This is a genomic window from Acinetobacter sp. YH12021, assembly GCF_013420145.1.
GTDB classification, from domain to species: domain Bacteria; phylum Pseudomonadota; class Gammaproteobacteria; order Pseudomonadales; family Moraxellaceae; genus Acinetobacter; species Acinetobacter towneri.
Genome location: NZ_VOYT01000001.1, coordinates 395057 through 419320 on the forward strand (window position 1 = coordinate 395057; position 24264 = coordinate 419320).

A 24264-nucleotide genomic window follows, 5' to 3' on the forward strand; every position below is an offset into this window, starting at 1 on the left:
ATGAAAAATCAACTACGCATTATTGGTGGAGAATGGAAACGTCGTCAGTTGGCTTTTGCTTCAATTGAGGGATTACGCCCTACGCCCGACCGAGTGCGCGAAACCTTATTCAACTGGTTAATGTGGGATGTGCAAAACGCCAAAGTGTTAGACCTCTGTTCAGGTTCGGGCGCTTTAGCTTTTGAAGCCCTGTCTCGCGGTGCGGCACACGTGGTCATGATTGAGCCAAACCGTACACAAGCACAGTTTTTACAGCAAAATTTAGAATTATTACGCGTCAATAAAAGCAAAGCACAATTAAAAGTTTCTACCGCACAACATGCTTTGGCGACACTACAAGATCAGTTTGATTTGGTATTTTTAGACCCGCCTTATAGTTTAGATTTATGGGAAGAATTGGCAGGGTTGGCTGATCCACTCATTGCGGCACAAGGTCTGATTTATGTTGAAGCAGATCGTGATTTAAACCTGTTAAAATTACCGCAGACTTGGCAAAAAGTTAAAGAGAGCAAAGCGGGAACTGTACGTGCGGGCTTATACCAAAAGATTGTTGTTTAAATTTTCTCCTTAAAAGATACGCGGTAATTTTATGACTATCGACACTTTTCAAGAGTCATCTATTAATGTAATATTATAACGTTACATGTTGTAGTGTTTATCTTCATGAAAGTTCGTTCATCTTTAAAAAGTGCAAAATCGCGTGCCGATTGTCAAATTGTGAAACGTCGTGGCAAATTATTTGTGATTTGCAAATCCAATCCACGTTTTAAAGCAAGACAGGGATAATCCCCTGTCTTTTAGTTTTGATAGATTATTACACTGAAATAGTGTGCTTATTCTGAATAGTAACGTGTATCGACACTAAAACTTTCAGGAAATTTTGCTTGAACCTGCGCATAAAATGCCATGATTTCAGCCATATCTTTTTCAAAATCACCGGTTGGATGCACAATTTTTCCCACACCCGTTTTCTTTTTTGCGTAATCCATATACGCCAAAGCAATTGGCACACCTGCATTTAACGCAACATGATAAAAACCTGTTTTCCATTGTTCTTGACGCGCACGTGTGGCTTCAGGCGTCACCAACATCACCAATTTAGGATGGTTTTTAAATAAGTCCGTCATGAGCTGAACCATACTAGGTCGTGCTTCGCCTGGTGCTTTCGGACGACGGTCTATACCAATACCTCCCATCGCACGGACAAATGGCCCAAACGGCAATTTCATATAGCTGTCTTTAATGGTCAAGCGAACATTAACGCCCAAAGCTTTAAGCCCTAAGCGTGCATATAAGGCATCCCAATTACTGGTATGCGGTGCAGCAATCATCACATATTGGTCTAATTCCAACGGACAATGATTGTCGATTTCCCAACCCATTAAATTTAAGCTTCGCTCAGCTAACTTTTCAAACACAACCGCATACCCCAAATAAAGTGTGCGAATTTTAGCAAGCATCGACAAATACAAAAGTCTAAAACGACGAATAAATAAACAAATACTTTATAAATGTATAAAAATTTCCTGCACTCATCTTATTTTTGTCATTCCATGCAAAATCATACTGTTTTTGCGCTTATTCATTGCTAGATTCAAGCAAGTTTAAAATGGTAAATATATAAATTTACGCACAGTTTGCTGAGTTTTTTACGGTCTAATCCGATGTAATCCTTGAAGTGAAACTTAAAGCTTTAAAACATCTGGCTTGTTATGATTTGCTACAAATCTTCATTAAAAATAAGGCAAATTGGCTTTTCAGATACAAGGTGAAAGTTTAAGGTGGCAGCAAGACAAGTTTGAAGTTCAGAACATTTATGCTGAATCGTTATCCGATTGCACTCAGTACACTTAGCTTATTTTTAGTAGCTTGCGGATCAACTGATCCAAGCAGGGAATATCAATCCGCTTTGCCTTCTGAGCCACAAATTACGCCCAAAACTGAAGTTCAAAATTCAGCAACTTCATGGACAGGACAAGCTACAGGTAACTTTAGAGCCTTATTGCCTTGTGACAACTGTGAACAGCATGTGATTCATTTACGCCTGAATGATGATCAAACCTTTCAACTCAGCGACATTAAACGCTCGAAACAGCGCCAGCGCGAAAACCAAGTGGCGGGAACGATTCAAGCTGCTCAGGGCAACAATCAGCAAGACAAACAGAACCAACACCCATCGCAAAACACGGCAAATGAATGGTTGCTCAATACAGAAAATGGGCAAGCCTATGCACGTATTCAACTCACAGCGCACGGTCTTAAATTCAGTTTATACAATCAGAAAAAGACACAAAATCAGCAGAAAAATGAAACTCAGGTTTTCTTACATCCTGTAGAAAATATGCAAGTCAGTAATGCCCTGAAGCATGTCGATATTCAGGCTGAACACGTACAAAATGTTGAGGTCAAAGAATTAAACGACCCTGTGATGGCACACGATTATTTTCTGGCAATTCACAATCAATCTGATCAAGCATTACAATTACATGCCAATGACTTGGTTTTGGTCGATCAGCAATATCAAGAATATGCAGCCGTAGTCGATCCGCATTTTTTAGAACCAATTCCTGCACAACAAAAACAATGGATTAAGGTGTCTTTCCATTACCCTGCTTCTGTAGAGGCAGATGTGATCAAAATTAAATAGGTTACAGCTGCTGCATTTCATAAATGAAGGAACATCAATTTAAGGATGTTTCAAAGTTCTTTGACTATTTTAAATAGCCATAAAAAAACCCTGCATCAGCAGGGTTTTCTTTTAAACCATCAAGCGATTACGCGTTGAATTGGTTCATTGTGTTTTTAGCTTCGTCCGCTGCTTTAAGCGCGTTGTCACCAGAGAAAATTTCTTTGTGATCGTCACCGATGTCAGAACCAGCCATTGCTTGGTGTTTAACACAAGCGATACCACCGCGGATTTCTTTACGTTGTACGCCAGCAACATAAGCCAACATACCTTCAGAACCGAAGTAACCTTGAGCAAGCTCGTGAGTAGAAAGAGCAGCTGTGTGGTAAGTAGGCAGAGTGATCAAGTGGTGGAACACGCCTGCTTCACGAGAAGCGTCTGCTTGGAATGTACGTACTTTTTCGTCAGCTTCAGCAGCCAATTCAGAATCGTCGTACTCAGCGCTCATTAATTTAGCGCGGTCGTATGCAGATACGTCTTTACCTTCAGCAACCCAACGGTCGTACGCTTGTTGACGGAAGTTCAGTGTCCAGTTGAATGATGGAGAGTTGTTGTAAACAAGTTTCGCATTTGGCACAACTTCACGTACACGGTTAACCATGTGAGCGATTTCTTCTACGTTTGGAGTCGCAGTTTCGATCCAAAGAAGGTCAGCACCGTTTTGTAAGCTAGTTACACAGTCAAGTACAACGCGGTCAATTTGAGTGCCTTCACGGAACTGGTACAAGCCAGAAGCTAAACGCTTAGGACGGTGTAATTTACCATCACGCTTGATTAGGATTTCGTCTTCTTTCGCTTCAGAGATGTCAATTTCTTGAGTGTCTAAGTAGCTGATGTATTGAGAAGCGATGTCGCCTGGCTCTTTAACTACTGGGATTTTTTGAGTTAAGTCAGCGCCTTCAGAGTCAGTACGTGCAACGATGATACCGTCGTCAAGACCCATTTCTAAGAACGCATAACGTAACGCGTGGATTTTAGCGATGAAGTCTTCGTGTGGAACAGTTACTTTACCAGCTTGGTGACCACATTGTTTCGCGTCAGAAACTTGGTTTTCGATTTGAAGTGCACATGCACCCGCTTCGATCATTTTCTTAGCTAATAAGTAAGTTGCTTCTTCATTACCGAAACCAGCGTCGATGTCCGCAATGATTGGCACAACGTGAGTTTCAAAGTTGTCGATTTGAGCAGTGATTTCAGCAGCTTTAGCAGTATCACCAGCGTCTTGTGCTTTTTTAAGTGCGCGGAACAAATCGTTTAATTCTTTCGCGTCAGCTTGACGTAAGAATGTGTAGATTTCTTCGATCAATGCAGGAACAGAAGTTTTTTCGTGCATAGATTGGTCAGGAAGTGGACCGAATTCTGAACGAAGTGCAGCAACCATCCAACCAGAAAGGTAGATATAACGGCGTTCAGTAGTACCGAAGTATTTTTTGTTCGCAATCATTTTTTGTTGCGCAACAAAACCGTGCCAGCAACCTAAAGATTGAGTGTATTTGCTTGAATCAGCATCATAAGCAGCCATATCACGACGCATAATCGCAGCTGTATATTTAGCAATATCTAAACCAGTTTTGAAACGGTTTTGCATTTGCATACGCGCAGCATCTTCAGGACTGATGTCTGCCCAAGTGTTGCCGAATTTTGCTTTTAATTCGCGGATTGCATCAATCGCTGTTTGGTATGTAGTCATGATATTGTACCCTGTAATATTATTTAGGATTTATCAATCGAAGGCTAAATCGCGCTTATGCTTGATTGCTCAGATTTAGAGCACTTCGTTACGATGAATACAGAGTAGAGTGACTGAATGAATTAATCCAATATTCTCGTGTAATTCTCGGTATTTTTTAAAAAAATGTATAGATCAAAGTCTTAATTCACAAAAACAATAAAAACACAACCTATTGATTTTAAAAACCTTATTTAGAAAATTAATCAAATATCTTTGCTTACAAATTCATCTCTATGCCGATATTTTCTGCATTAGACTTAAGTCTTGCATTTCATAAAAAATGCTTGCATTGGCGATTTCTGCCATTTTTTAGATAAAATTTGATGATATTCAATTCAATACAACTGCATAGATTTCACTCAAAAGCTTTGTTTTATTATCAGTTTTGCCAATGCTTATTGGCATACACGCTTTTAAAATACTGCAATTAGAAAAGTAATGCGCTTGTACACATATTTCATTCAGAAATAGTCAGGACTTTGGCTGTTTTTATTGCCATTTTTTGCTGTTTATCTCGTCGATTTTTTCATCATAATTTATACACAAGCCTTACGGCTTATGGCATAATTCCAATAATTTAGTGATTTTATTTTCGGTATTTATTTTATGAATCTGGAGCGGGTTGATCTTAATCTATTAATTTATCTTGACGTCTTACTTCGTGAAAAAAATGTAACCCGTGCTGCAGAACAATTGGGCGTTACCCAACCTGCAATGAGTAACATTTTACGTCGTTTGCGCAATTTATTTAATGATCCCCTGCTAATTCGTTCTTCTGAAGGCATGACGCCAACTGAACGTGCCTTAGAATTACAACCGCGTATCCGCGATGCCTTATCTGACCTTTCTATGATTTTGGAGCCGCGTACTGAGTTCCGCCCTTATACTTCAAATCGTGTATTTCGGATTATGACCTCCGATTACGCAGAAGCCACATTAGTCCCACGCTTGGTTAAAGCTTTACGCTCTGAAGCACCTAATGTGGTATTAGACTTTTTAACCCCGAGTGATGTGTCTTATCGCGACATGGAACAAGGTAAAGTCGATTTGGCGATTAACCGTTTTAATGAAATTCCACAAAGTTTCCATCAGGTTTTAGTTTGGCGTGATAGTTTTTCTTGCCTGCTCAATCACAAACACCCTGCTGCCAATAACCTGAATTTAAAAAGTTACTTAGATGCACAACATATTTGGGTTTCTAAAACAGGTATGGGCGTTGGTTTTGGTGTGAATCCAGAGAAACAAGCGGGACTGGGTTGGATTGATCAAGCTTTAGAGCGTATTGGACAAAAACGTAAAATTTCGGTGTTTACCCGTCATTATCAAATGCCTGCACTACTCGCGTCTAATGTAGATTTAGTCGCAACCTTACCTACACGTATTGCGCGCTTACAAGCCAAAAGCCAAAGTTTACTGATTAAAGACCCACCATTTTATATTCCAGAATTTGAATTAAAGATGGCATGGTGTCCGTTGTTACATCATCACCCTGCACACCGTTGGTTACGCCAATTGATTTTATATGTAGCGCGCCAAATGATTGAAGAAGAAAACCGTGAGTTTTTACTGAATAACTCTCAATTTTCAGCCTATTAATTAAAAATTCACTGAACTTATTGGCACAAACGCTTATACTCAGATGAGGAATATTTCGATATTCCTCATTGTTTAATCATGATTTAATAAAGATTCAAATTGTTATATTTAAAATAATATAATCCACAGGTGGATTCGTGAGCCTCTTCCAGAATATTGTTATTATCCTCATCCTCATTGTCGGAGCTGGTTTTTTATCGCTGACTGAAATTGCGTTGGCTGGTGCACGTAAAGTTAAACTGAAAATTCTAGCCGAATCAGGCGATGAACGTGCCCAAAAAGTTTTAGACCTACAAGAAAACTCAGCTGATTTTTTTGCTGCCTCACAAATTGGCTTAAACGCAGTTGCCATTTTAGGTGGTATTTTAGGTGAAGGCGCATTCCGTCCTTATTTTTACAACTTAGTTGTACGCTTCTATCAAGGGCCATGGGCTGAAACGCTTAGTTTTGCCTTATCATTTACCTTAGTGACTTCGCTGTTTATTTTATTTGCCGACCTGATGCCTAAGCGTTTGGCGATGATCGCCCCTGAAAAAATTGCGGTGTCGGTCATAAACCCGATTCAAATTTTTATTCGGGTATGCAAGCCTTTGGCATGGATGATTAATGCGATTGCCAACGTGCTGTTCCGTTTATTCAAAGTAAACACCACGCGCGAAGACAATATTACCTTTGATGATATTTCTGCAGTCATGGATGCAGGCGCTCAAGCAGGTGTTTTACAAAAGCAGGAACATCACTTTATCGAAAACGTGTTTGAACTCGAAGAACGTAACGTACCTTCGAGTATGACTACACGTGAAAATGTGGTGTTTTTTACCCTAAAGGAATCTGAAGCCAGTATTCGTCAAAAACTTGCAGAATATCCTTATTCCAAATTTTTGGTCTGTAGCGAAAATATTGATGATGTGATTGGTTATGTTGATGCCAAAGATATTTTGGTCAGAATCCTCAATAATCAATCTTTACTACAACTAAATGAAAGCACCATCCGTAATGTATTAACCATTCCAGATACACTCACGCTGTCTGAAGTCTTAGACCGTTTCCGCTCTACCAAAGAAAAATTTGCCGTAGTCATTAATGAATATGCGTTGGTTGTGGGCGTAATTACCCTGTCTGATATTATGATTACTGTGATGGGCGATTGGGTAACACCTATTGAAGAAGATCAGCAAATCATTAAACGTGATAACAATTCTTGGCTGATTGATGGCAGTACACCAATTGAAGACATTAAACACGCGCTGCAAATTGATGAAATGCCAGATGATGAAAATTATGAAACCATTGCAGGTTTTATGATGTATAAGCTACGTAAAATCCCGCGTCCTGCCGACTCTGTACTTTTTGATGGTTATAAATTTGAAGTGGTCGACGTCGATCATTTTAAAATTGACCAACTTTTAGTGACACGAATTGTAGAAACGCAGGAAATACAAAACAACACTGAAGCAGATGGATAGTGAGATTCCTTGTATTCGTTCAGCCTGATTGCATCTACATTTTCTCGCATTCACAAAAAAGCACCACATCAAAATGAAGTGGTGCTTTTTTTAAATCTGAACTGATACTTCTGAAATTCAGCTGAATATCTATTTAATATTTGCTGATCAATTCATCCAATACCGCTTGATAGTGAATCGCAATATCTTCAGCTAGAATTTTATAGACATTGTCGAATTGCACCATCGGCCAGCCCTCTTTCCAGAAAGGAAAAATGTTGTGCAAATCATGCGTCACCACAGCATCTTCACGCACAATCGCTTGTGCAACCTGAGCCAATACTTGTGCAGTTTCTGTGCCATCAATGGCTAAATAATCAATGCCACGTGCTTTTAAAATACGTACACGGTCTTTTTTATAACGGATTTTTTTCATTTGCGCTTCGTTTAACTGCAAAGCCAAACTTACTGCTTCTACAAATTTGCTTTCGAATGACTGATTAAGTGCCACCAACGCTGCTTTATGCGCTTCCTGACGACCTGCTTTCCCACCATTACGGATAATTTCTTTTGCCTCTGTGTCTAGCTCATCACTTTTCATAGACTGCAAAATGTCGAGTATTTCGATATCACTTAATGATTCAGGAGATTGGTCAATCATGTACTGCCCTTGGACAAAAATAGCAAAACACTATTTTCGCACAATTTAGCTAAAAGCTCGACACATTCCGAAGCAATTGTTCACACAAGGCAGTGCTGCACCTATTACAGTGCAGCAGTTTAAAATTGATCTTTCAGCTTTGATCATCCTTGTTTATTTTAAATTTCTTATTGTTCCCTTAGTTTTTCTCCTGAATTTTACCGTCTATTTAAAACCCGTTATTTCAAATGAATAATCCAATAAATAACAGGTTTAACTTTTCAACTCACTTGTACTTTTTAGTAAAAAACAATTAACAGGTTGCTCTTTACACTTAATACAAGTTTTCGCGTTTATCATGATCGAGGCGGTCAATATAGCGCTCTAAATGTAGCATCGCATGATACATTTTATTTAAGTTCCCAACATTGATTTGCTGACGAACAATATTTTTGTGTAACCGTTTTAATGCACGTAGACTGTGCTTTGTCGTATATGCAGATAAAATTTTCATAAGCCTGCTCTCTCTATCAAATTATTTTACATGAACCGTTTTGTTATCTTGAGAATGAATTCAATGAATATAAAGATAAGCTCTATTATTGACAGGGTGTGTCCTACACCTCCTTAATATTTGACTATTTGGAAAAATTTTATTGTGTTAAATTGTAGTTTAAAGGAATATTTATGTAATTATGATTAAAATAATTGCTAAAAAAGATTCAAAAAATCTTTGTTAAAATCTTCTATAAAAATATGCATAAAAAAACTGACACTCGGTCAGTTTTTTATGCGGGCTGATTTTAAATTTTGAGTCTTTAAATCACTTCCACCACTACTTTGCCCACATGCTCACCTGTATCCATTTCGGCATGTGCTTGTTGAATTTGATCAAACTGGAAAGTTTTATAAATCATTGGCAGACATTCGCCTTTTGCTAACAATGGCCAAACAATCTCTTGCAAGCCTTTGGTAATTTCAGCTTTTTCTGCAGTATTGCGGGCGCGCATAGTCGAACCAGTAATGGTAAGACGCTTCATCATAATTTGACCAAGTTTCACTTCTTTGGCTTTTGCACCACCCAAGAATGCGATATACACCAAGCGACCATCACGACGTAATAAATTTAAATTACGTTCCAAATACGGCGCACCAACAATATCTAAAATGACATCAACCCCAGCATTGTCTGTCACTTCGTTAATCACTTGTTCAAAATCTTGTGTCTTGTAATTAATTGCTGTGGTGAGGTGTGAAATTGCCTGTACTTTTTCATCTGAACCTACAGTTGCAAAGGTTTTTAAACCTAAGGCTTTGCACAACATTAAAGCAGTTGTACCAATACCACTGGTTCCGCCATGAATTAGTGCCGTTTCACCTGCTTTGGCTTTGCCCATTTGGAATACATTGGCCCACACAGTAAAAAACGTTTCAGGTATCGCAGCGGCTTGTACAAAACTGACACCTGTTGGAATTGTCAAAGTCTGGCTTTCTGGTACAACACAATATTCTGCATAACCACCACCATTGGTTAAGCCACACACTGCATCACCAACTTTAAATTGGCTAACATCTGCACCCACAGCAACTACTTCACCTGCTACTTCTAAACCTGGCACTGGCGTCACGCCTTTAGGCATAGGATACAGACCCTGACGCTGTAAAATATCAGGACGATTCAAACCAAAAGCATGTACTTTGACCAAAACCTCATTGGCTTGTGGCTCAGGTATTGCAACCGTTTCATAGGCTAATTTTTCTGGGCCACCTGGTTCTGTGATAATAATCTGCTGCATTGTGTTTTGTGTCATGGCAAATCCCTGATTGTTTGATGCTGATATGAATTCTGACTATTTGAACATAAAACAGCAAAGCATTAAAACCCAGATTAACTTAGGTATAATTCTCATGCCGTGGTGTTTCATGCGTGATTAAATTTTTATTTATGATTAAAGAGTATGTGATGTCAGAAATTGTGGAATACAACGAAAATAATTACCGTGAGTTTGAATATGAAACAGGCGTTGCGGTGATTCGTTTTTATGCGACGTGGTGTACGCCTTGTGTTCAAAATGCACCATTTTTTGAGCAGCTTGCCCAACTTTTTGATGCTTCGGTAAAGTTTGGCAAAGTGAATGTCGATCAATCTCCAATTTTAACTTTGCGTTATCAAGTCTTTGGTTTACCGACCACTCTGATTTTTAAAGATGGGCAAATTGTTGAACGACTGTCGGGCAATGTTTCTGTCGTACAACTTCAACAAAAAATTCAGAGCTATCTTTAAGCCATGTAGAGTAGCGTCAACATATTAAGTTTGAATTACTACCTGATCGCGTCCTGCATGTTTGGCTTGATACAAATGCGCATCTGCAGCTTTCATAAAATCATCCACGTGCGTATACGCTTGTGCGCGAGTCATCCACGCTACACCGATACTTAAAGTCACATATTGTTTATGGTCTTCTCGTGCTACATGCTCAAAAGCTGCATCACGCACAGCCTGCAAGACCTTTTGCATGAGTGGTGCAATCGCAGGTTGCGGAATATCGTGCAGTAAAATGGCAAATTCTTCACCCCCATAACGTGCCACAAACGCATTTTTAGGCAAAGTATCTTGTAAAACTTTAACTAGGTTTTGCAGAATTTGATCGCCTTTTAAGTGCCCATAATGATCATTGTATTTTTTAAAATAATCGACATCGAGCATCGCAAAGACCAAAATATGTCGCTTATTTTGCAAGGTTTCAAAATACAAACGCTGAATTTCTTCATTTAATGCACGGCGATTATATGCCCCTGTTAATGCATCGGTTTTAATCTGTATTTCCAGTTTTTCATTCAAAAGACTGAGTTGTTCAGTGCGTTCCTGCACTTTTAAATCTAACGAGCTGTTTAAATGAATCAGTTTTTGGTTCAAGCGTTCAATGCGTAAGTTATGGTAGGCATAATTTCGTGCCTGCTGAAACATGATGAGCAATGCATAAACACTGGTCGAAATAAAAGATAAATGAATGGAATTGACCAAATTCAGCATTAATAAAAAATCATGAATAAATGTGCCACACAGAATAATTACTGCCCAAAAATTAATTTTGGAATAATCCTCTCCTGAATGCAGGGTTTGATAAAATCCATAAGCAAAATTTGCCAAAATCAGCACAAAGAAAAAAGAACTATAAAATGCCAACTGCTGAAAAATAGTGGGTTCTGCCCACAGCGTCACCCCAATATTAAAGCTCAATAACAGCATTGCCGCGCTAAATACCCAACGATGCAAATAGCGCGAACTGAGCAAAAACATATAACTCAGGAAAAATAAAATCGCTAAAAAACTAAATAAATATTCGAGTCTTATTCCCCAAGACCAACTTAAATTCAGGAAAGTGGTATAGGCATAGGGTGCAGAAAATAAATTGTGTAATGCCAGAAAAACAATAAAAATGCCGAAAATAAAAATACGCTTGGTCTTTCCACCATTTGCAAGACTAAATGCCGAAAACATCAAGGTAAACAAACCAATACCAAGTACTGCCCCACAAATCATGGCAATACTCATCATCAAACGCTGATACTGTTGATTGATGGTGCGACTTAAACCAATTTTCATTGGATTTTTTAAACCACCTTGCAAGCTCTGAAAGCTAGACGCTTGAATGGTCAGGGTAAAATATTCACTTTCAGGAACAAAATATGCAATTCGTGGGGCATTTTCGGTTTGGTGACTACTCGCATCTGCACCGACTGTGCCAACACGCACCAGTGGATCGCCATTTAAAAATACCCGATAGGCGCCATATTGGTTGGGAATCCAAATCGCAATACGTCTGCCTAGAAATTCTTTTGGAATTTGAAAGTGCCCAATAAAAGTGCCGTAAGTATTGGCATTGCCCATTAAATCTTCAAATGAAGCAGGCAATTCAACGGTATTCGATGCCAGTACCGCACTGGGTTCTTGAATTAATTGTTGCGGATAAAACAACCATTGCCCACTCAAAATACTCGTTTTATCTTCAGTAAATTGAACAGAATTCAGCAGTTCTTGATGTAGATAATAAGATTTAGGTGCAGACTCATACTGCGCCAACACACGCGGTGGTGTGAGTACACTGCACAGTAAAATTAAGAAGAGTAATGCACACTTGTGCCACATCCGAGTGAAATTCAAAAATGCAAAAGTCCTATTGTGCTTGTTTTTTAATCTAATCGTTCTTGCACTAAATTTGAAGTAAAAAATTAAGTCATTTATGCTAGACCTTACTGGCATCGGATGAATGACTTAAATTCTAGCGGTTTGGCTAAGTTGAAAGGTGTTTATTGATCGCGTGTTTTCACATCATACAATTCAATTTCAAAAATCAAATTAGAATTAGCAGGAATGATATTGCCCATTTTGCGCTCACCATAAGCCAAATGCGCAGGTACGATCAGTTTGCGTTTACCACCCACTTTCATCCCCATGATGCCTTGATCCCAGCCTTTAATGACACGACCTGTACCAATCACGGTTTCAAAATAGTTACCACGGTCTAAGGATGAATCAAACTTGGTGCCATCTTCCAACCAGCCTGTGTAATGCGTAGTAATTAAAGCGCCTTTAACCGCTTCTTTCCCCTCACCCACCACCAAATCAATAATTTCTAATTCTGCACTCATGTTCATCTCCAAATATTTACACTTCGATGTTTAAGATAATTTCCAACTCGTGCAAGTGTTATTGCAACTGTGTCCACTCAATCTGAGCCTGTGCCTGATCGCCAATCAATGTCCATTCGCCATCCATTACATTCAACTGCAATTGCATGGTACGTTCGCATAAAGCTTGAACGGCTTCGGTACTCGCTGGCGATAGTTGCCACACTTCAACATTATTTAAAGTTTTGATTTTACTGTTACGTTTGTACCATTCATCTACCGATGAACCATAAGCAATAATCGCAACTTGCTTACAACGCGAACTGGCTTTTTTGACTTTGTCTTCATCTGGGCAACCGACTTCAATCCACTTAATTAACTGCCCTGTTAAGTCTTTTTCCCACAAAGCAGGCTCATCGGTTTCAAATAAATCTTTGGTAAATTCCAAAGCTTCATCTGCATAACGTGCGAATGCCAAAATACGCACCATCAATCGCTCAATAGTTTCAGAAGGATGCAATGCCATGGTGAGCTGATAGTCACCGTATTGATGCACATCCATATTGGCAATGTTCAAATCTGCCTTATAAATTGTCGCTTTCAGCGCCATTGTCTATTCCTAAAACTATGTTTAAATTTGCCACTAAGCATAATGGATTTTCTGTGATTTTGCTGTATCGTTTGCCCGATAACGTATAGATTTCAGTCTAGAACCGCAGCAGCATCGACCCGATACGCCAATAGTTCAGCCTCAAATTTTTCCCAATCACGCTCGCTTTGATAAATAATTTCCAACCGATTGTCTATGCCTTCATCGGTAGATTGATAATTAAATTGCTGCGGATTGAAGTTGAAACTTTTCCAACCCTGATTGGTATAAAAAATTCCTTTAATACGCAGCCAATCTTGCTGTTCACAGAGTAAATCTAATAAGGGATAAAAGTCGAATTGCCAACGTTTAGGCAATTTCCAACCTGCGACTGCATATCCTTGTGCAGTTTCGAAATAGTGATATGGCAATTGTTTGATTTCTGCAGACTCTTGCAGATTTGTAGAGCTGACCTTCTGTTGCAATTTTAGCAACGGCTGAGTTTTACGCTGTGTACCGACATACGGTATATCCATTTCGGTCAAAGCCAGATGACCCTGTTCTGCTTTCAACCATTTTTGCGCGTAGGCTTGATATTCCTGTTGTAGTTGTATGAGGGCTTGCTCATCTGCCGCCTGCATTTGGTCTGCATGTGACACCACAATAATTTGTGCAGCTTTGAGCTGATCGGCATACAGGTTTTGCTGCGTCCACGCCTGATCATGCAAACGCGAACCATCTACTACCGTCACCAAGGCGCGCATCGATAAATGCGTATGCCAATGTGGTTCGGTCAGTTGTTCCAAGAGTTGCGCAGGATGCCCCAAACCTGTCGGCTCGATGAATAAACGGTCAGGCTTCGCTTCGGACAATAAACGCGACAAAGCAATTTGCATAGGCAATTGGCTGCTACAACATAAGCAACCGCCCAATAATTCTTTGACTTGATAACCCTGTTGCTGAGGTAAGAGTTGTTGATCGACCCCGATTTGTCCAAATTCATTCATCAGCACCGCCCAAACTTCATGTTCTGGTTTTTGGCTGAGTAACTGTTTCAATAAGGTGGTTTTTCCTGCACCGAGAAAACCAGAAATAATATGCGTCGGGACTGCTTTTTGTGGTGCAATTAATTTCAAAATAAGCTCACTTTATTGAATTTCAAACAACTCAAGCATGCTAAGCAAGTTTAGCGATTAGTTCAATCTGAATCTAAACACACTGAAATTTATTCATTTCAGCACATCTATCACCATCATGATTTGAAAAATTCGCTTACATTTATTACGTGATGATCTGCAACTTATTTGGGGAAATACACGAGTTTTAGCCGCTTGATGTTATGTTTTATTGCCAACCACGCAATTTTATTGCGGAAAACACAGCCATTTTGATTGGATTTGACTGCATATTTAAAACAAAAATTACCAAACTACGACCTATTCATCATCATTGTGCGGTTCAAGTAACCGTCATTGTTTTGCTTTGTTGCAAGCATTGATCCCATAGCTTTGGCTCTTTAGCATGAGTTCCTGTTCAGCCCGTTCAAATCAGGTGATGACTGACTTGAACACTTTAGCCGCAATAAGTTTTTTTACTTAATGCTTGTGCTGAGCACTCCCTACTACTCATGAAAAACTTTAAATAAGGATGCCAAACCATGAAATTGACACAAATTTTACTCGCTTCAACTTTTGCTTTTGCCACTGCAACTACTTTTGCTGCAAAGGCTGAATCGACAGCAACAGAACAGGAAAAAGTGGTTGTTTCAACGCAGGAAACTGTGGCTGAACCAGCTTCAGAACAAGCTGCTGCACAACCTGCATCTGAAGCAAGCACTGAAACCCCTGCTGCATCGACGCAACAGCCTTAAAACTTAGATACATTTAAAAATGTAAATCGAATACAAAAACTGAGTTTTCCGCCACTCTCTCGGTTTACTCAGTTTTTGTTTATCTGCATAACTAATCAATATTGCCTTGGACAAAATTAAAAAATAGGCACAAAAAAACCTGTCTACAATTGCAAACAGGTTTTCAGCTAAATTTGATGAAAACTTAGTTTTGTTCAGTTTTCTTATAAATGCTGCAAGATGGATGATGATTTTCTTGCAAACGTGCAACTTTACGTTGCTCTGCTGCTTCAAAACGGCAACGCTTCCAGTCATTGTCTAATTTCAACGCAGGGATTTGTTTTGGTTTACCATTTTCATCGACTGCAACCATAGTGAAGTAACAGCTGTTGGTATGGCGCACTGTACGCTTTTGAATATTTTGTGCTTCTACACGAATCCCTATTTCCATTGAAGTACGACCCACATGGTTCACACTAGCAAGGAAAGTCACCAATTCACCCACATGAATCGGCTCTTTAAAGTTCACTTTATCAACCGAAAGGGTCACCACATAACTACCAGAATAGCGGCTCGCACATGCATACGCCACTTGGTCTAATAGTTTTAAAATTGTTCCACCATGTACATTCCCTGAGAAATTTGCCATGTCGGGTGTCATTAACACGGTCATGGTTAATTCTGACTGGTCATCTAACACTGGGGCAATTTGATCTAATGGTGACATCGCGTTCTCTAGACTCTTTTAAAGACAGTAAGATATGAGCGTATTATTATATCGCGTTTATAAAAGTTTGAATGTTCATTTCGGCAACAACTGCATCATTATTATTTATATTGTTTATGATAACATTTATTTAAAATTATAAGACTAAAGACTAAGACTCCCAAGCTGTTATTTTTTAATCCATTTCTGATTTTTTAGAATATTTGTTCAAATTGAATATTACGTGAATCCCCCTGATTCAAGTGTTCAAAAAACAATCTAAAATCTTTTATTCAATGGATTATTCAAGCAAATTTCGGCGAATTTACACGAAAAAAAGTTCAATTTCCCCGTAAATTTTCAAACTTCGCTGCGACATTTAAACCAAGCGCAGCATTTCCTGCGACACATTGCTATAAGTCAAAGTTTGTTCGGTACTCAGTGCAGCTTCAATCACATAAGAACCATCTGGATTAATCATCGTCACTGTAAAAATAACTTGCTCCATAGTAGCAAGTTTCACCTGCTGTCCAATTTCAAAGCCGTGCATGAAGTATCCCCTCGATTTTTTATAAAGTTTTAAAGTCCTGAAGCACAAAAGTTAGGCGGTCTTGGAAGCATGTTCAATTGGTAAACTGCTTAAAAAACGAATTCAGTAAATGCTACATAGAATAAATGGAAACGGTGCGAAAGAACACGCTAAAAAATTGATTTTAAGTCTAAATACCTCATCTCAGTATTTAGATATCTTTATGGTATCTTTATTTTTAAACTATAATATCAAATACTTACAAAGAATAAATCTAAGCAATCTAACATTAAAGTTATTTTTATCAAGCACCTAATTAGACTTAAGTTAAATCTGTTGATTTCATTGAATTGACCTAAATGAAGGATCTGGACAGCTATTTAAACTGTCCATAAAGCCCAAAAGTATTACTCACTTTATAGTCTACAATTCTATGCCCATGCGCATAATGATGCTGTTGATAGACCTGATCGATTTTATTTAATTGCGCTGCAGTTGCTTCTGCGCCTGCCAACATGGTCGCTTCGCGCCCTTTCACATCAAAAATATGGGCTTTTTCACGTAAATCGGGTTGAATGACCACATCTGCCAGTTTCAATTCTTCATTGGCCAAATGCTTTTGCATAATATTAATATTTTGGTTAAACAATCCCCACACATTACTGGTTTCAGTATGAATAGGCTGCGCCAAAATATTCACGGCAATCACAATATCTGCCCCTAAATCGCGTGCAACCTTGACAGGTACAGGGCTCACTAAACCACCATCGACATATTCATGTTCTGCAATTTTAGTAGGTACAAACATACTTGGGATAGACACTGACGCACGCACCGCTTGACCCGTATTGCCATAATTAAATACAACTTTTTTGCCTTCTTTTAATTCAGTCGCCACCACGTACATCGGGATTTTAAATTGCTCCAAACGGAGTTGATCGACTTGTGCATTGACATAATTTTCAACTTTTTTACCATCAAAAAAGCCTTTTAAATCTAAAGTCACATCCCGCACATCACTGGCTTTCATATTCATGGCAATTTCACGTAATTGCTGTGCATTTTTACCACTGGCATAAATTGAACCGACAATGCTGCCTGCGCTGCTGCCCACAATAAAATCAGGATGAATACCGTACTGCTCAAGTACTTCAATCACCCCAATATGTGCATAACCACGTGCGCCACCACTGCCCAAAACCAAGGCGACAACTGGACGTTTTTTTTGTTGTTTTAACTGACGAAAATCAATTTGATTCAGGCGTGACTCTGCTTCAACCACGGGCTGCGACTCACGCAAAGTTTGAGTCGAAAATTGCTGCTGCGATGGCACCACCTGACATCCCACCATCAGTAATGCTGTAAGAGATACATACCCAGTTTTCATAATGACCTTCTTGAATCCATAGGTTTCAGTCGATATTTCACCATCAATCGTGTCAAGGTTGATCAGCCTACTTGATACAGCAACCCTCTTAACGTCAACAGTTATGCTCTCTGTTTTTACCTTGCATGAGCGCCCATAGTCTATCTATTATTTTAACCGATCCTTGTAGTAATTCGTTAAACTGTCACGTCTAGCGACTACAGTGGCGCACAAGTCGAATCTGTCTAAAATTATATGCCAACACCTTCTTATTCCTTATTATTCTGGATTTTTCTGCAATTAGGCTGTCTGTCTTTTGGTGGGCCTGCAGCGCATTTGGTGTTTTTCCATCAGCGTTTTGTGCAACAACTCAAATGGCTAGATGAATCCCAGTATTCACAAATTGTCGCACTTGCACAACTCTTACCTGGCCCAACTAGTAGTCAGGTGGGGTTAGCGATTGGTTATTTGCAAAAAGGCTATTGGGGTGCAGTCCTAGCTTGGTTGGGTTTCACCCTACCTTCAGCGTTGTTTATGGCTTTGGTTGCAGTTTTGGGACATCAATATTTAGATGTACTGTCGTCAAATAGCTTTCACAGTATTCAACTGATCGTATTGGCCGTGGTGGCTTGGGCATTTTGGCAAATGTTGCGTAGTTTTTGTAAAACGGTTTGGCAATATGCCTTAATGTTTGCTTCTGCCCTATTTATTTATCTAATGCCATTGAGCTTCAATCAAGTTTTGGTGATTCTGATTGCCGCTTGTTTTGGCATTTGGATGGCGAAACGCGCAGCACCGACTGCTGCACCAGCATCCACCAATACAACGGCGACAGATACTCATTTTACTGCGGCACATTTACTCAAACATCGTCGTTATGCTGTATTTTGGGCAGTACTTTTTGTTGCACCCTTTATTGTGCTGTCAGGTCTAAACTGGCTGCAACCTCAATTACTCTATGCAGCCAATTTAAGTTTCTATCAAGCCGCATCTTTGGTCTTTGGCGGAGGGCATGTCATTTTGCCTTTATTGCATCAAGATTTTGTTAGCACAGGCTTAGTCAGTGCAGAACAGTTCGATTTGGGTTATGCCATAGCGCAATTGGTGCCTGGTCCACTGTTCAGCTTTGCAACATATTTGGGCAGTTTGATTACAATGACAGAATCTATGCTGCTGAATGCGACTTTAGCCACGTTGGCGATTTTTCTGCCGTCTTTCTTTTTGGTATTTGCGACCTTGCCTTATTGGTCTTGGTTAATGCAGCAAGCCTATATCCGTCATGCGGTAACAGGTATTAATGCAGCTGTAGTCGGTTTGCTGCTGTATATGGTGCTCGAAATGGCACAGCGTCATATTTTGAGTATTGTTGATCTGCTGTTTATTGTTTTGGTGATTGGATTATTAAAATCCAAACTACCTGTTTGGCTCAGTTTAATTGGTAGTTTCCTGGTCTATACAGCATTCTTGCATTTCATGGCTTAAATGAAAAATGCTACAGATCAAATAAAAATGCCAGTTCAATTGAACTGGCATTTTTTGTGGATGACTGAATCAAGCCTGAATGCTTTGGAGCTTAGCCACCAAAGAATTTTAGAATAGATTGAATCACCGCAACGTTAATTAAATCGACAAAGAATGCACCACACAGCGGCACAATCAAGAACGCTTTATAAGATGGACCATACATATTGGTAATGGCCTGCATATTGGCGACTGCTGTTGGCGTTGCCCCCATCCCAAAACCACAGTGTCCTGCTGCCAACACGGCTGCATCGTAGTTTTTCCCCATAAGACGGAAGGTCACAAAAGCTGCATATAACGCCATTGTGAGTGCTTGCGCACCTAAAATCACCATCAACGGACCTGCCAAATCGGCCAATTGCCATAGTTTGAGTGACAACAACGCCATCGCCAAATATAACGATAAAGATGCATTCCCAAACACATCAATCGCACGGTCAAAAATATTAACTTTAAAAATACTTTCTAAGACATTACGCAGAACCACACCGCCCGCCAATGCCCAAACGAAAGTTGGTAATTCAAACATCGTGCCTTTGGCAGCGCCTGTCATAAATTCGGCAAATGCCAAACACGCTGCAAATAAACCTAAAGTAGTAATTGCATTATCTGCTGTAATTAAACGAACCTGATGCGGATATTCAAATGGAATAAACTCATTGGAATCTTGATCCGCAGGCGTATTATCGCGTTTTTCAATTTGTTCGTCGGTACGTGGTACAGCCAATTGATGACGATTGATTAAAGTTTTAGCCAGTGGACCACCAATTAAACCACCAATAATTAAACCAAAGGTCGCACTTGCCATGCCCAGTGCCAAAGCACCTTGAATACCATATTGGGTTTCTAAAATTTCACCCCACGCACCTGCTGTACCATGACCGCCAGTTAAAGTAATCGATCCTGCAATTAAACCAATTAGTGGATCAATACCTAACAATGTTGCAAGACTAATGCCGACAATGTTTTGCAACACAATAAATGTGGAAATTGCAATCAAGAAAATAATTAAACCGATTCCGCCCTGACGCAATTTTGTGAAGTTCGCGCTTAAACCAATCGAGGCGAAGAAAATAAGCATAAAGCTAGTTTGCAATGCGCTACTGGTGGTAATGCTATAACCCCAAAATTGATTCACCAACAATGAAACAATAGCGGCAACCAAACCACCTGCAACAGGTTCAGGAATATTATAGCGTTTTAAAAAATCAATTTTATTGACTAAAAGTCGCCCTAAGAGCAGGACGATGACCGCAGCAATCAGCGTATAAAACGCGTTAAAAGTAAATTCCATGGCAATATCCATATAGTGATTGCAGATTGTTTTTAATACGATGAAGAGCTGTCTATGCAAACCAAAGCATTTGCATCACTATGACTCTAAATCAACTAAAAAATGCCGCAATACAAAGTATGTAAACAGTATCGTATTTGACCGAAGTTTAAGAGGTATGCATTTCGCTAAGCCAACCCATCCTTTGGTTTCACTCAAGCGTTATCATCTGCGTTTGCCTAGAACAGAAGAAAAGAAAGACAAAAGACAGCATTTTCACTTTCGGGGTGACTTCGAGTGCAAACAACTGAATCGGCTTAACACTGAGAGGTAATCTCATATAAGCTCCAAAATATCTGAGGTAGATAAATACCTTCCGATAAAGATATTCAACCACTTGACAAAAAACAGCAAGATTAAAGGTCGATCATTATGCATTTTTTTTGACAAAAAGCTGCTATTTTCTTCGGTTTTTTCTAAAAATTTTAATGATTGTGTTCTGCTATAAGAGAAAGTTACAATATTCCTTTAAACCAGATAAAATTTAAGTTATTGAGTGAATAACATAAATTTTCAAAATAAAAAAAACAGAGCTTAATATTAAGCTCTGTTTTGGTTTCGCTAAAAGTACTAAAACTTAGAAGCTATAACGTGCCATAAAGCCTACACGATCATCACTGAATTTTTCACCAGCAAATGTTTCACGTTCACCATTTAGATACTCGATACCTAAATCAACTGGTTTTACAGGTGAATAGATAAAGTTGATCCATGCTTGTTGTACTTTCTCGTTAGCACCAGTGTTTAAACGTGCATAGTCTGTACCATCATCTGCAAATAGTGCACCATAAGCTAGAGTTGAACGTAGTTGTGGTGAGAACTTATAAGTTGCGCCCACTTGTACACCAATCGCTTCATTTTGCTGAATGTCACCATCTGCATCTACGAAGAATGCTGAGTTACTGCCATATAAATAGTTGCTGTTGCCTTGTACATAAGATACATCAGCTGAAACTTTAAGTGGCTCAGCAACTTGATAATTCGCACCTACAGCTGCACCCCACCCTGTTTTATCATCACCAGAAGTAGCTTTATAGTGTTCTACTAATGCACGTGCAGAAGCTGAGCCTTTACCTTCCGCAAAGCCTTGAACCAATTTAGCAGTAATTACTGGGGCACGATAGGTCACATTTGATGAAACATTTTCTCTCTTAACTTTAGTTTCAGTTACAACACCCAAATCATTTCTAATTTTTTCTTCTGTAACTTTCAGTTCAGTTGCTGCACTATTACCTTCTTCGGCAGAAACAAATAATTGTGTTGCAGGGGCTAATTTATAGTTGTAACGAACTTGCGGTACACGTGCTGTACCACCACCAATATTTGTATTAAAGTCGATCATTTCTGGTGCATGATTAGACAAGAAGTTCGATGTAGTTTGACCGAATAACCAATTATTTAAAGTTAAATAAGCATGGCGAATACGTAAATTCTCTGCGGCACTCGCAAAGTCAACCTCAACTTTACCACCTACTTTGTTGTCACCAACAGGTGTATTAAAGTCTAAACCTAAACGAGTTACTTTGGCAGTAGCACGTAATTTGTCACTTGCTTCTTCTTTACTCGTACTTGCCGAGTTAAAGTCATTATCAGCACCTTTAATAATATAGTTTGCATCACCACGTACAAAACCATAAATAGAAACATCTGCACCAGATTTAGACTTTAAACTGCTTAATGCAGTTGCAGGTGCAGCAGGCTTCGCCTGTTGTACTTGGGCAATTTGAGTTTGCTGTTGTTGTTGTACTTGCTGTTGTTGCTGAATTAATGATTTTAACGCTTCAACTTCTTGACGAAGTTCTTGAATTTGTTGTTGCTCAGTTTTTGCTGCGTGTGCAGTACCTACCATTAATGTTGTAACGGCGATAGCTAAACCTTTGATCATAAATTGACCGTTGAGTAATTGACTCATTTATCTCTCCAAAATAAAACAACGCTGCATCCGTGCATGATGATTTTGTTCGTCATCTATCGATTTCACATCGAATTATAAAAATGGCTTAAAAATCAAAACACTTTTGCCAAATAGTCCAAGACACCCAAATATTTAAAATATTACAATTTGTGTCATTTATTACAGGCTTCAATCTATCAAGTTATGACGTTTATTAAAATCAGTTTTCCCGAATAAGAAATCACAATTAATCATAATTACAGATTCAAACAATTAAACCATATAAAATTCAACACCTTAAATAGGTTGATTATTCAAGTATTTACACCACCATTAGACTATTGTATATATTTCAGTTCTGTTAAAAAGCCCGATTTTTTCGAAAAAAATCACCATTTGAAAAAGTATTGACCCCAACTCAATCTGATTGAGGTTGCAAAATATGAAAAACGGCAAACATCCCAAACCCAATAAATAGCAGCATTAATACAGCCATATTCAGCAAAGCACTGCCTGTTAAAAAGTTGAGTAACACTCCACCAATCAAGCCACAAAAGAATTGCACACTGCCCATGACCGCACTGGCTGTTCCTGCACGTGCGCCTTGTTTTGCCATAGCTAGTGCCATGGCATTCGGGCCTGTAAAACCAATCCCAGACACGGCAAGAAATAAACCGACCATCACCAATGCCAAAGGTGCATACCCCAAACTACCTGCAAGCAGTAGAATGACCGCACCACTCAGTTGAATCATGCTGCCCAATTTTAAGCGTTGTAACACACCCAATTTGCCACTGATTTTTTTATTCAAGGTCGAAAACAGCATAATACCAATCGCATTGGCACCAAACACATAAGCAAAAGCTGTTTCACTCAAGCCATATTGATCCATCATGACTGCACTTGAACCGCTGATATAGCAAAACAATGCTCCACCAGTCAGACAGCCTGCCAACATTGGAAAACGAAAATCACGATCTTTTAAAATGGCAAAATATAAGGTCAGTACTTGCTGAAAGTTCAAATTTAAACGACGTTCTTTCGCCAAAGTTTCTTTAAAAAAGAAGTGCACACATAAACAGCAAATAATTCCAACGCAGGTCAGCACTACAAAAATAGCTTGCCAATTCATCCATCTAAGTACCCATGCGCCCAGCGTAGGTGCAATAATGGGCGCAATGGTCATCACAATCATCATGCTCGAAAAAGCTTGAGCGGATGTTTGCAAATCCAAGCGATCACGAATAGCTGCTCGTGCAATTACCACACCCACACAGCCACCCAAAGCCTGCAAAATACGTGCAGCAATCAGTCCCCATTCATTTTGTGCAAACACACACAACATACTGGCGAGTGAAAATAGTGCCAAGCCAAAATATAAAGGCGGCTTACGTCCAATCCGATCACTCAGCGGCCCGTAAATCAGTTGACCCAATGCCAAACCTAAAAAGTAGGCAGGCAAACTGTTTGCGACCATTTGGGTCGATACGCCAAACTCGCTTGCCATAACGGGCAAGGCAGGCAAATACATATCAATCGATAAAGGTCCAAGCGAAGTCAATAACGCCAACAATAAAATCCACGCAGTCGAATATTGCCGCATGTTGGGTTGTTGCCTAGATGGTGGCGTACTGCTTGAACTTGGCAGCGTTTTCGATATGCTCATATTTTATGATGAAATGACAGATGTACAGACAAGCTTACACGCTCCATAGTATGATTTGTTGTGATCAAAGATGAATTTTC

Annotated in this window: 23 protein-coding genes; 8 read left to right on the forward strand and 15 right to left on the reverse strand. The window is 39.3% G+C overall.

Features of this window, described 5'->3' with window-relative positions; all coding sequences use genetic code 11:
• Together rsmD and ykgO are read left to right on the forward strand one after the other, a co-directional pair.
• A complete protein-coding gene (gene rsmD / locus FTT91_RS01800) occupies positions 1 to 558 on the forward strand; it encodes a 16S rRNA (guanine(966)-N(2))-methyltransferase RsmD (protein WP_180168863.1) in 558 nt (185 codons plus the stop codon).
• Between the two features lie 105 nt (positions 559 to 663).
• Positions 664 to 786 (forward strand): type B 50S ribosomal protein L36, encoded by a 123-nt coding sequence (ykgO, locus tag FTT91_RS01805; protein ID WP_026438469.1) that lies wholly within the window; start codon positions 664 to 666, stop codon positions 784 to 786.
• Between the two features lie 47 nt (positions 787 to 833).
• Here the strand turns inward: ykgO and FTT91_RS01810 are convergent, their stop codons facing one another.
• Positions 834 to 1460 carry a 1-acyl-sn-glycerol-3-phosphate acyltransferase gene (locus FTT91_RS01810; RefSeq protein ID WP_104852321.1) on the reverse strand — a complete coding sequence of 209 codons (627 nt, stop codon included), beginning with the start codon at positions 1458 to 1460 and terminating at the stop codon, positions 834 to 836.
• Positions 1461 to 1816: 356 nt separating this feature from the next.
• Between FTT91_RS01810 and FTT91_RS01815 the strand changes: the two genes are divergently transcribed.
• Positions 1817 to 2647 (forward strand): copper resistance protein NlpE N-terminal domain-containing protein, encoded by an 831-nt coding sequence (locus FTT91_RS01815; RefSeq protein WP_096901480.1) that lies wholly within the window; start codon positions 1817 to 1819, stop codon positions 2645 to 2647.
• Between the two features lie 127 nt (positions 2648 to 2774).
• Here FTT91_RS01815 and FTT91_RS01820 read toward each other — a convergent pair whose 3' ends face one another.
• Positions 2775 to 4376 carry an isocitrate lyase gene (locus FTT91_RS01820; protein ID WP_004977281.1) on the reverse strand — a complete coding sequence of 534 codons (1602 nt, stop codon included), beginning with the start codon at positions 4374 to 4376 and terminating at the stop codon, positions 2775 to 2777.
• Positions 4377 to 5024: 648 nt separating this feature from the next.
• Here FTT91_RS01820 and FTT91_RS01825 point away from each other — a divergent pair.
• Together FTT91_RS01825 and FTT91_RS01830 are read left to right on the forward strand one after the other, a co-directional pair.
• Positions 5025 to 6014, forward strand: coding sequence for a LysR family transcriptional regulator (locus FTT91_RS01825; RefSeq protein WP_004977282.1), 990 nt, complete (start codon positions 5025 to 5027; stop codon positions 6012 to 6014).
• 137 nt (positions 6015 to 6151) lie between these two features.
• The gene (locus FTT91_RS01830; protein WP_179989393.1) at positions 6152 to 7480 is read left to right on the forward strand and encodes a hemolysin family protein; all 1329 of its coding nucleotides are present in this window, start codon (positions 6152 to 6154) and stop codon (positions 7478 to 7480) included.
• 133 nt (positions 7481 to 7613) lie between these two features.
• On the opposite strand, the gene FTT91_RS01835 is transcribed toward FTT91_RS01830, so the two are convergent.
• The 3 genes from FTT91_RS01835 to FTT91_RS01845 all read right to left on the reverse strand — a co-directional run bounded on the left by FTT91_RS01835 (position 7614) and on the right by FTT91_RS01845 (position 9910).
• Positions 7614 to 8120, reverse strand: a complete 507-nt coding sequence (locus tag FTT91_RS01835; RefSeq protein ID WP_004977287.1) for a hypothetical protein — start codon at positions 8118 to 8120, stop codon at positions 7614 to 7616.
• Between the two features lie 313 nt (positions 8121 to 8433).
• The gene (locus tag FTT91_RS01840) at positions 8434 to 8613 is read right to left on the reverse strand and encodes a hypothetical protein (RefSeq protein ID WP_131262037.1); all 180 of its coding nucleotides are present in this window, start codon (positions 8611 to 8613) and stop codon (positions 8434 to 8436) included.
• A gap of 304 nt (positions 8614 to 8917) precedes the next feature.
• On the reverse strand, positions 8918 to 9910 hold the full coding sequence (locus tag FTT91_RS01845; RefSeq protein ID WP_178318175.1) for an NAD(P)H-quinone oxidoreductase: 993 nt from the start codon (positions 9908 to 9910) through the stop codon (positions 8918 to 8920).
• Between the two features lie 152 nt (positions 9911 to 10062).
• Here FTT91_RS01845 and FTT91_RS01850 point away from each other — a divergent pair, with 152 nt between their 5' ends.
• Positions 10063 to 10383, forward strand: a complete 321-nt coding sequence (locus FTT91_RS01850; protein ID WP_004977299.1) for a co-chaperone YbbN — start codon at positions 10063 to 10065, stop codon at positions 10381 to 10383.
• Positions 10384 to 10407: 24 nt separating this feature from the next.
• On the opposite strand, the gene FTT91_RS01855 is transcribed toward FTT91_RS01850, so the two are convergent.
• The 4 genes from FTT91_RS01855 to FTT91_RS01870 form a co-directional block, all read right to left on the reverse strand.
• Positions 10408 to 12249 (reverse strand): diguanylate cyclase domain-containing protein, encoded by a 1842-nt coding sequence (locus FTT91_RS01855; RefSeq protein ID WP_373686097.1) that lies wholly within the window; start codon positions 12247 to 12249, stop codon positions 10408 to 10410.
• Between the two features lie 161 nt (positions 12250 to 12410).
• Positions 12411 to 12752: an FKBP-type peptidyl-prolyl cis-trans isomerase gene (locus tag FTT91_RS01860; protein ID WP_004977304.1), complete on the reverse strand. Its 342-nt coding sequence runs from the start codon at positions 12750 to 12752 to the stop codon at positions 12411 to 12413.
• Positions 12753 to 12810: 58 nt separating this feature from the next.
• Positions 12811 to 13341: a YaeQ family protein gene (locus tag FTT91_RS01865; protein WP_004977306.1), complete on the reverse strand. Its 531-nt coding sequence runs from the start codon at positions 13339 to 13341 to the stop codon at positions 12811 to 12813.
• 92 nt (positions 13342 to 13433) lie between these two features.
• Positions 13434 to 14456 (reverse strand): GTP-binding protein, encoded by a 1023-nt coding sequence (locus FTT91_RS01870; protein ID WP_180168864.1) that lies wholly within the window; start codon positions 14454 to 14456, stop codon positions 13434 to 13436.
• A 521-nt stretch (positions 14457 to 14977) separates the two neighbouring features.
• Here FTT91_RS01870 and FTT91_RS01875 point away from each other — a divergent pair.
• The gene (locus tag FTT91_RS01875; RefSeq protein WP_004977309.1) at positions 14978 to 15190 is read left to right on the forward strand and encodes a hypothetical protein; all 213 of its coding nucleotides are present in this window, start codon (positions 14978 to 14980) and stop codon (positions 15188 to 15190) included.
• Between the two features lie 184 nt (positions 15191 to 15374).
• Here the strand turns inward: FTT91_RS01875 and FTT91_RS01880 are convergent, their stop codons facing one another.
• The 3 genes from FTT91_RS01880 to FTT91_RS01890 all read right to left on the reverse strand — a co-directional run bounded on the left by FTT91_RS01880 (position 15375) and on the right by FTT91_RS01890 (position 17791).
• Positions 15375 to 15896 (reverse strand): acyl-CoA thioesterase, encoded by a 522-nt coding sequence (locus tag FTT91_RS01880; RefSeq protein WP_004977311.1) that lies wholly within the window; start codon positions 15894 to 15896, stop codon positions 15375 to 15377.
• 358 nt (positions 15897 to 16254) lie between these two features.
• On the reverse strand, positions 16255 to 16425 hold the full coding sequence (locus FTT91_RS01885) for a hypothetical protein (RefSeq protein WP_004977313.1): 171 nt from the start codon (positions 16423 to 16425) through the stop codon (positions 16255 to 16257).
• Between the two features lie 355 nt (positions 16426 to 16780).
• Complete coding sequence (locus tag FTT91_RS01890) at positions 16781 to 17791, reverse strand: patatin-like phospholipase family protein (RefSeq protein ID WP_218951984.1); 1011 nt, start codon at positions 17789 to 17791, stop codon at positions 16781 to 16783.
• Between the two features lie 234 nt (positions 17792 to 18025).
• Between FTT91_RS01890 and chrA the strand changes: the two genes are divergently transcribed.
• The gene (chrA, locus tag FTT91_RS01895; RefSeq protein WP_180168865.1) at positions 18026 to 19252 is read left to right on the forward strand and encodes a chromate efflux transporter; all 1227 of its coding nucleotides are present in this window, start codon (positions 18026 to 18028) and stop codon (positions 19250 to 19252) included.
• Between the two features lie 91 nt (positions 19253 to 19343).
• Here the strand turns inward: chrA and gltS are convergent, their stop codons facing one another.
• From gltS to FTT91_RS01910, 3 genes are all read right to left on the reverse strand, one after another.
• Entirely contained in the window at positions 19344 to 20585 is a 1242-nt protein-coding gene (gene gltS / locus FTT91_RS01900; RefSeq protein WP_026438165.1) for a sodium/glutamate symporter, read from the reverse strand.
• Between the two features lie 616 nt (positions 20586 to 21201).
• The gene (locus FTT91_RS01905; RefSeq protein WP_180168866.1) at positions 21202 to 22536 is read right to left on the reverse strand and encodes a DcaP family trimeric outer membrane transporter; all 1335 of its coding nucleotides are present in this window, start codon (positions 22534 to 22536) and stop codon (positions 21202 to 21204) included.
• 400 nt (positions 22537 to 22936) lie between these two features.
• Positions 22937 to 24121, reverse strand: a complete 1185-nt coding sequence (locus FTT91_RS01910; protein WP_131261542.1) for a multidrug effflux MFS transporter — start codon at positions 24119 to 24121, stop codon at positions 22937 to 22939.
• Between the last annotated feature and the right edge of the window lie 143 nt (positions 24122 to 24264).

Coding starts and splice junctions, on each gene's coding strand:
- rsmD (WP_180168863.1), top strand. CDS start 1: ATGAAAAATCAACTACGCATTATTGGTGGAGAATGGAAACGTCGTCAG.
- ykgO (WP_026438469.1), top strand. CDS start 664: ATGAAAGTTCGTTCATCTTTAAAAAGTGCAAAATCGCGTGCCGATTGT.
- FTT91_RS01810 (WP_104852321.1), bottom strand. CDS start 1,460: ATGCTTGCTAAAATTCGCACACTTTATTTGGGGTATGCGGTTGTGTTT.
- FTT91_RS01815 (WP_096901480.1), top strand. CDS start 1,817: ATGCTGAATCGTTATCCGATTGCACTCAGTACACTTAGCTTATTTTTA.
- FTT91_RS01820 (WP_004977281.1), bottom strand. CDS start 4,376: ATGACTACATACCAAACAGCGATTGATGCAATCCGCGAATTAAAAGCA.
- FTT91_RS01825 (WP_004977282.1), top strand. CDS start 5,025: ATGAATCTGGAGCGGGTTGATCTTAATCTATTAATTTATCTTGACGTC.
- FTT91_RS01835 (WP_004977287.1), bottom strand. CDS start 8,120: ATGATTGACCAATCTCCTGAATCATTAAGTGATATCGAAATACTCGAC.
- FTT91_RS01840 (WP_131262037.1), bottom strand. CDS start 8,613: ATGAAAATTTTATCTGCATATACGACAAAGCACAGTCTACGTGCATTA.
- FTT91_RS01845 (WP_178318175.1), bottom strand. CDS start 9,910: ATGACACAAAACACAATGCAGCAGATTATTATCACAGAACCAGGTGGC.
- FTT91_RS01850 (WP_004977299.1), top strand. CDS start 10,063: ATGTCAGAAATTGTGGAATACAACGAAAATAATTACCGTGAGTTTGAA.
- FTT91_RS01855 (WP_373686097.1), bottom strand. CDS start 12,249: ATGTGGCACAAGTGTGCATTACTCTTCTTAATTTTACTGTGCAGTGTA.
- FTT91_RS01860 (WP_004977304.1), bottom strand. CDS start 12,752: ATGAGTGCAGAATTAGAAATTATTGATTTGGTGGTGGGTGAGGGGAAA.
- FTT91_RS01865 (WP_004977306.1), bottom strand. CDS start 13,341: ATGGCGCTGAAAGCGACAATTTATAAGGCAGATTTGAACATTGCCAAT.
- FTT91_RS01875 (WP_004977309.1), top strand. CDS start 14,978: ATGAAATTGACACAAATTTTACTCGCTTCAACTTTTGCTTTTGCCACT.
- FTT91_RS01880 (WP_004977311.1), bottom strand. CDS start 15,896: ATGTCACCATTAGATCAAATTGCCCCAGTGTTAGATGACCAGTCAGAA.
- FTT91_RS01885 (WP_004977313.1), bottom strand. CDS start 16,425: ATGCACGGCTTTGAAATTGGACAGCAGGTGAAACTTGCTACTATGGAG.
- FTT91_RS01890 (WP_218951984.1), bottom strand. CDS start 17,791: ATGAAAACTGGGTATGTATCTCTTACAGCATTACTGATGGTGGGATGT.
- chrA (WP_180168865.1), top strand. CDS start 18,026: ATGCCAACACCTTCTTATTCCTTATTATTCTGGATTTTTCTGCAATTA.
- gltS (WP_026438165.1), bottom strand. CDS start 20,585: ATGGAATTTACTTTTAACGCGTTTTATACGCTGATTGCTGCGGTCATC.
- FTT91_RS01905 (WP_180168866.1), bottom strand. CDS start 22,536: ATGAGTCAATTACTCAACGGTCAATTTATGATCAAAGGTTTAGCTATC.
- FTT91_RS01910 (WP_131261542.1), bottom strand. CDS start 24,121: ATGCGGCAATATTCGACTGCGTGGATTTTATTGTTGGCGTTATTGACT.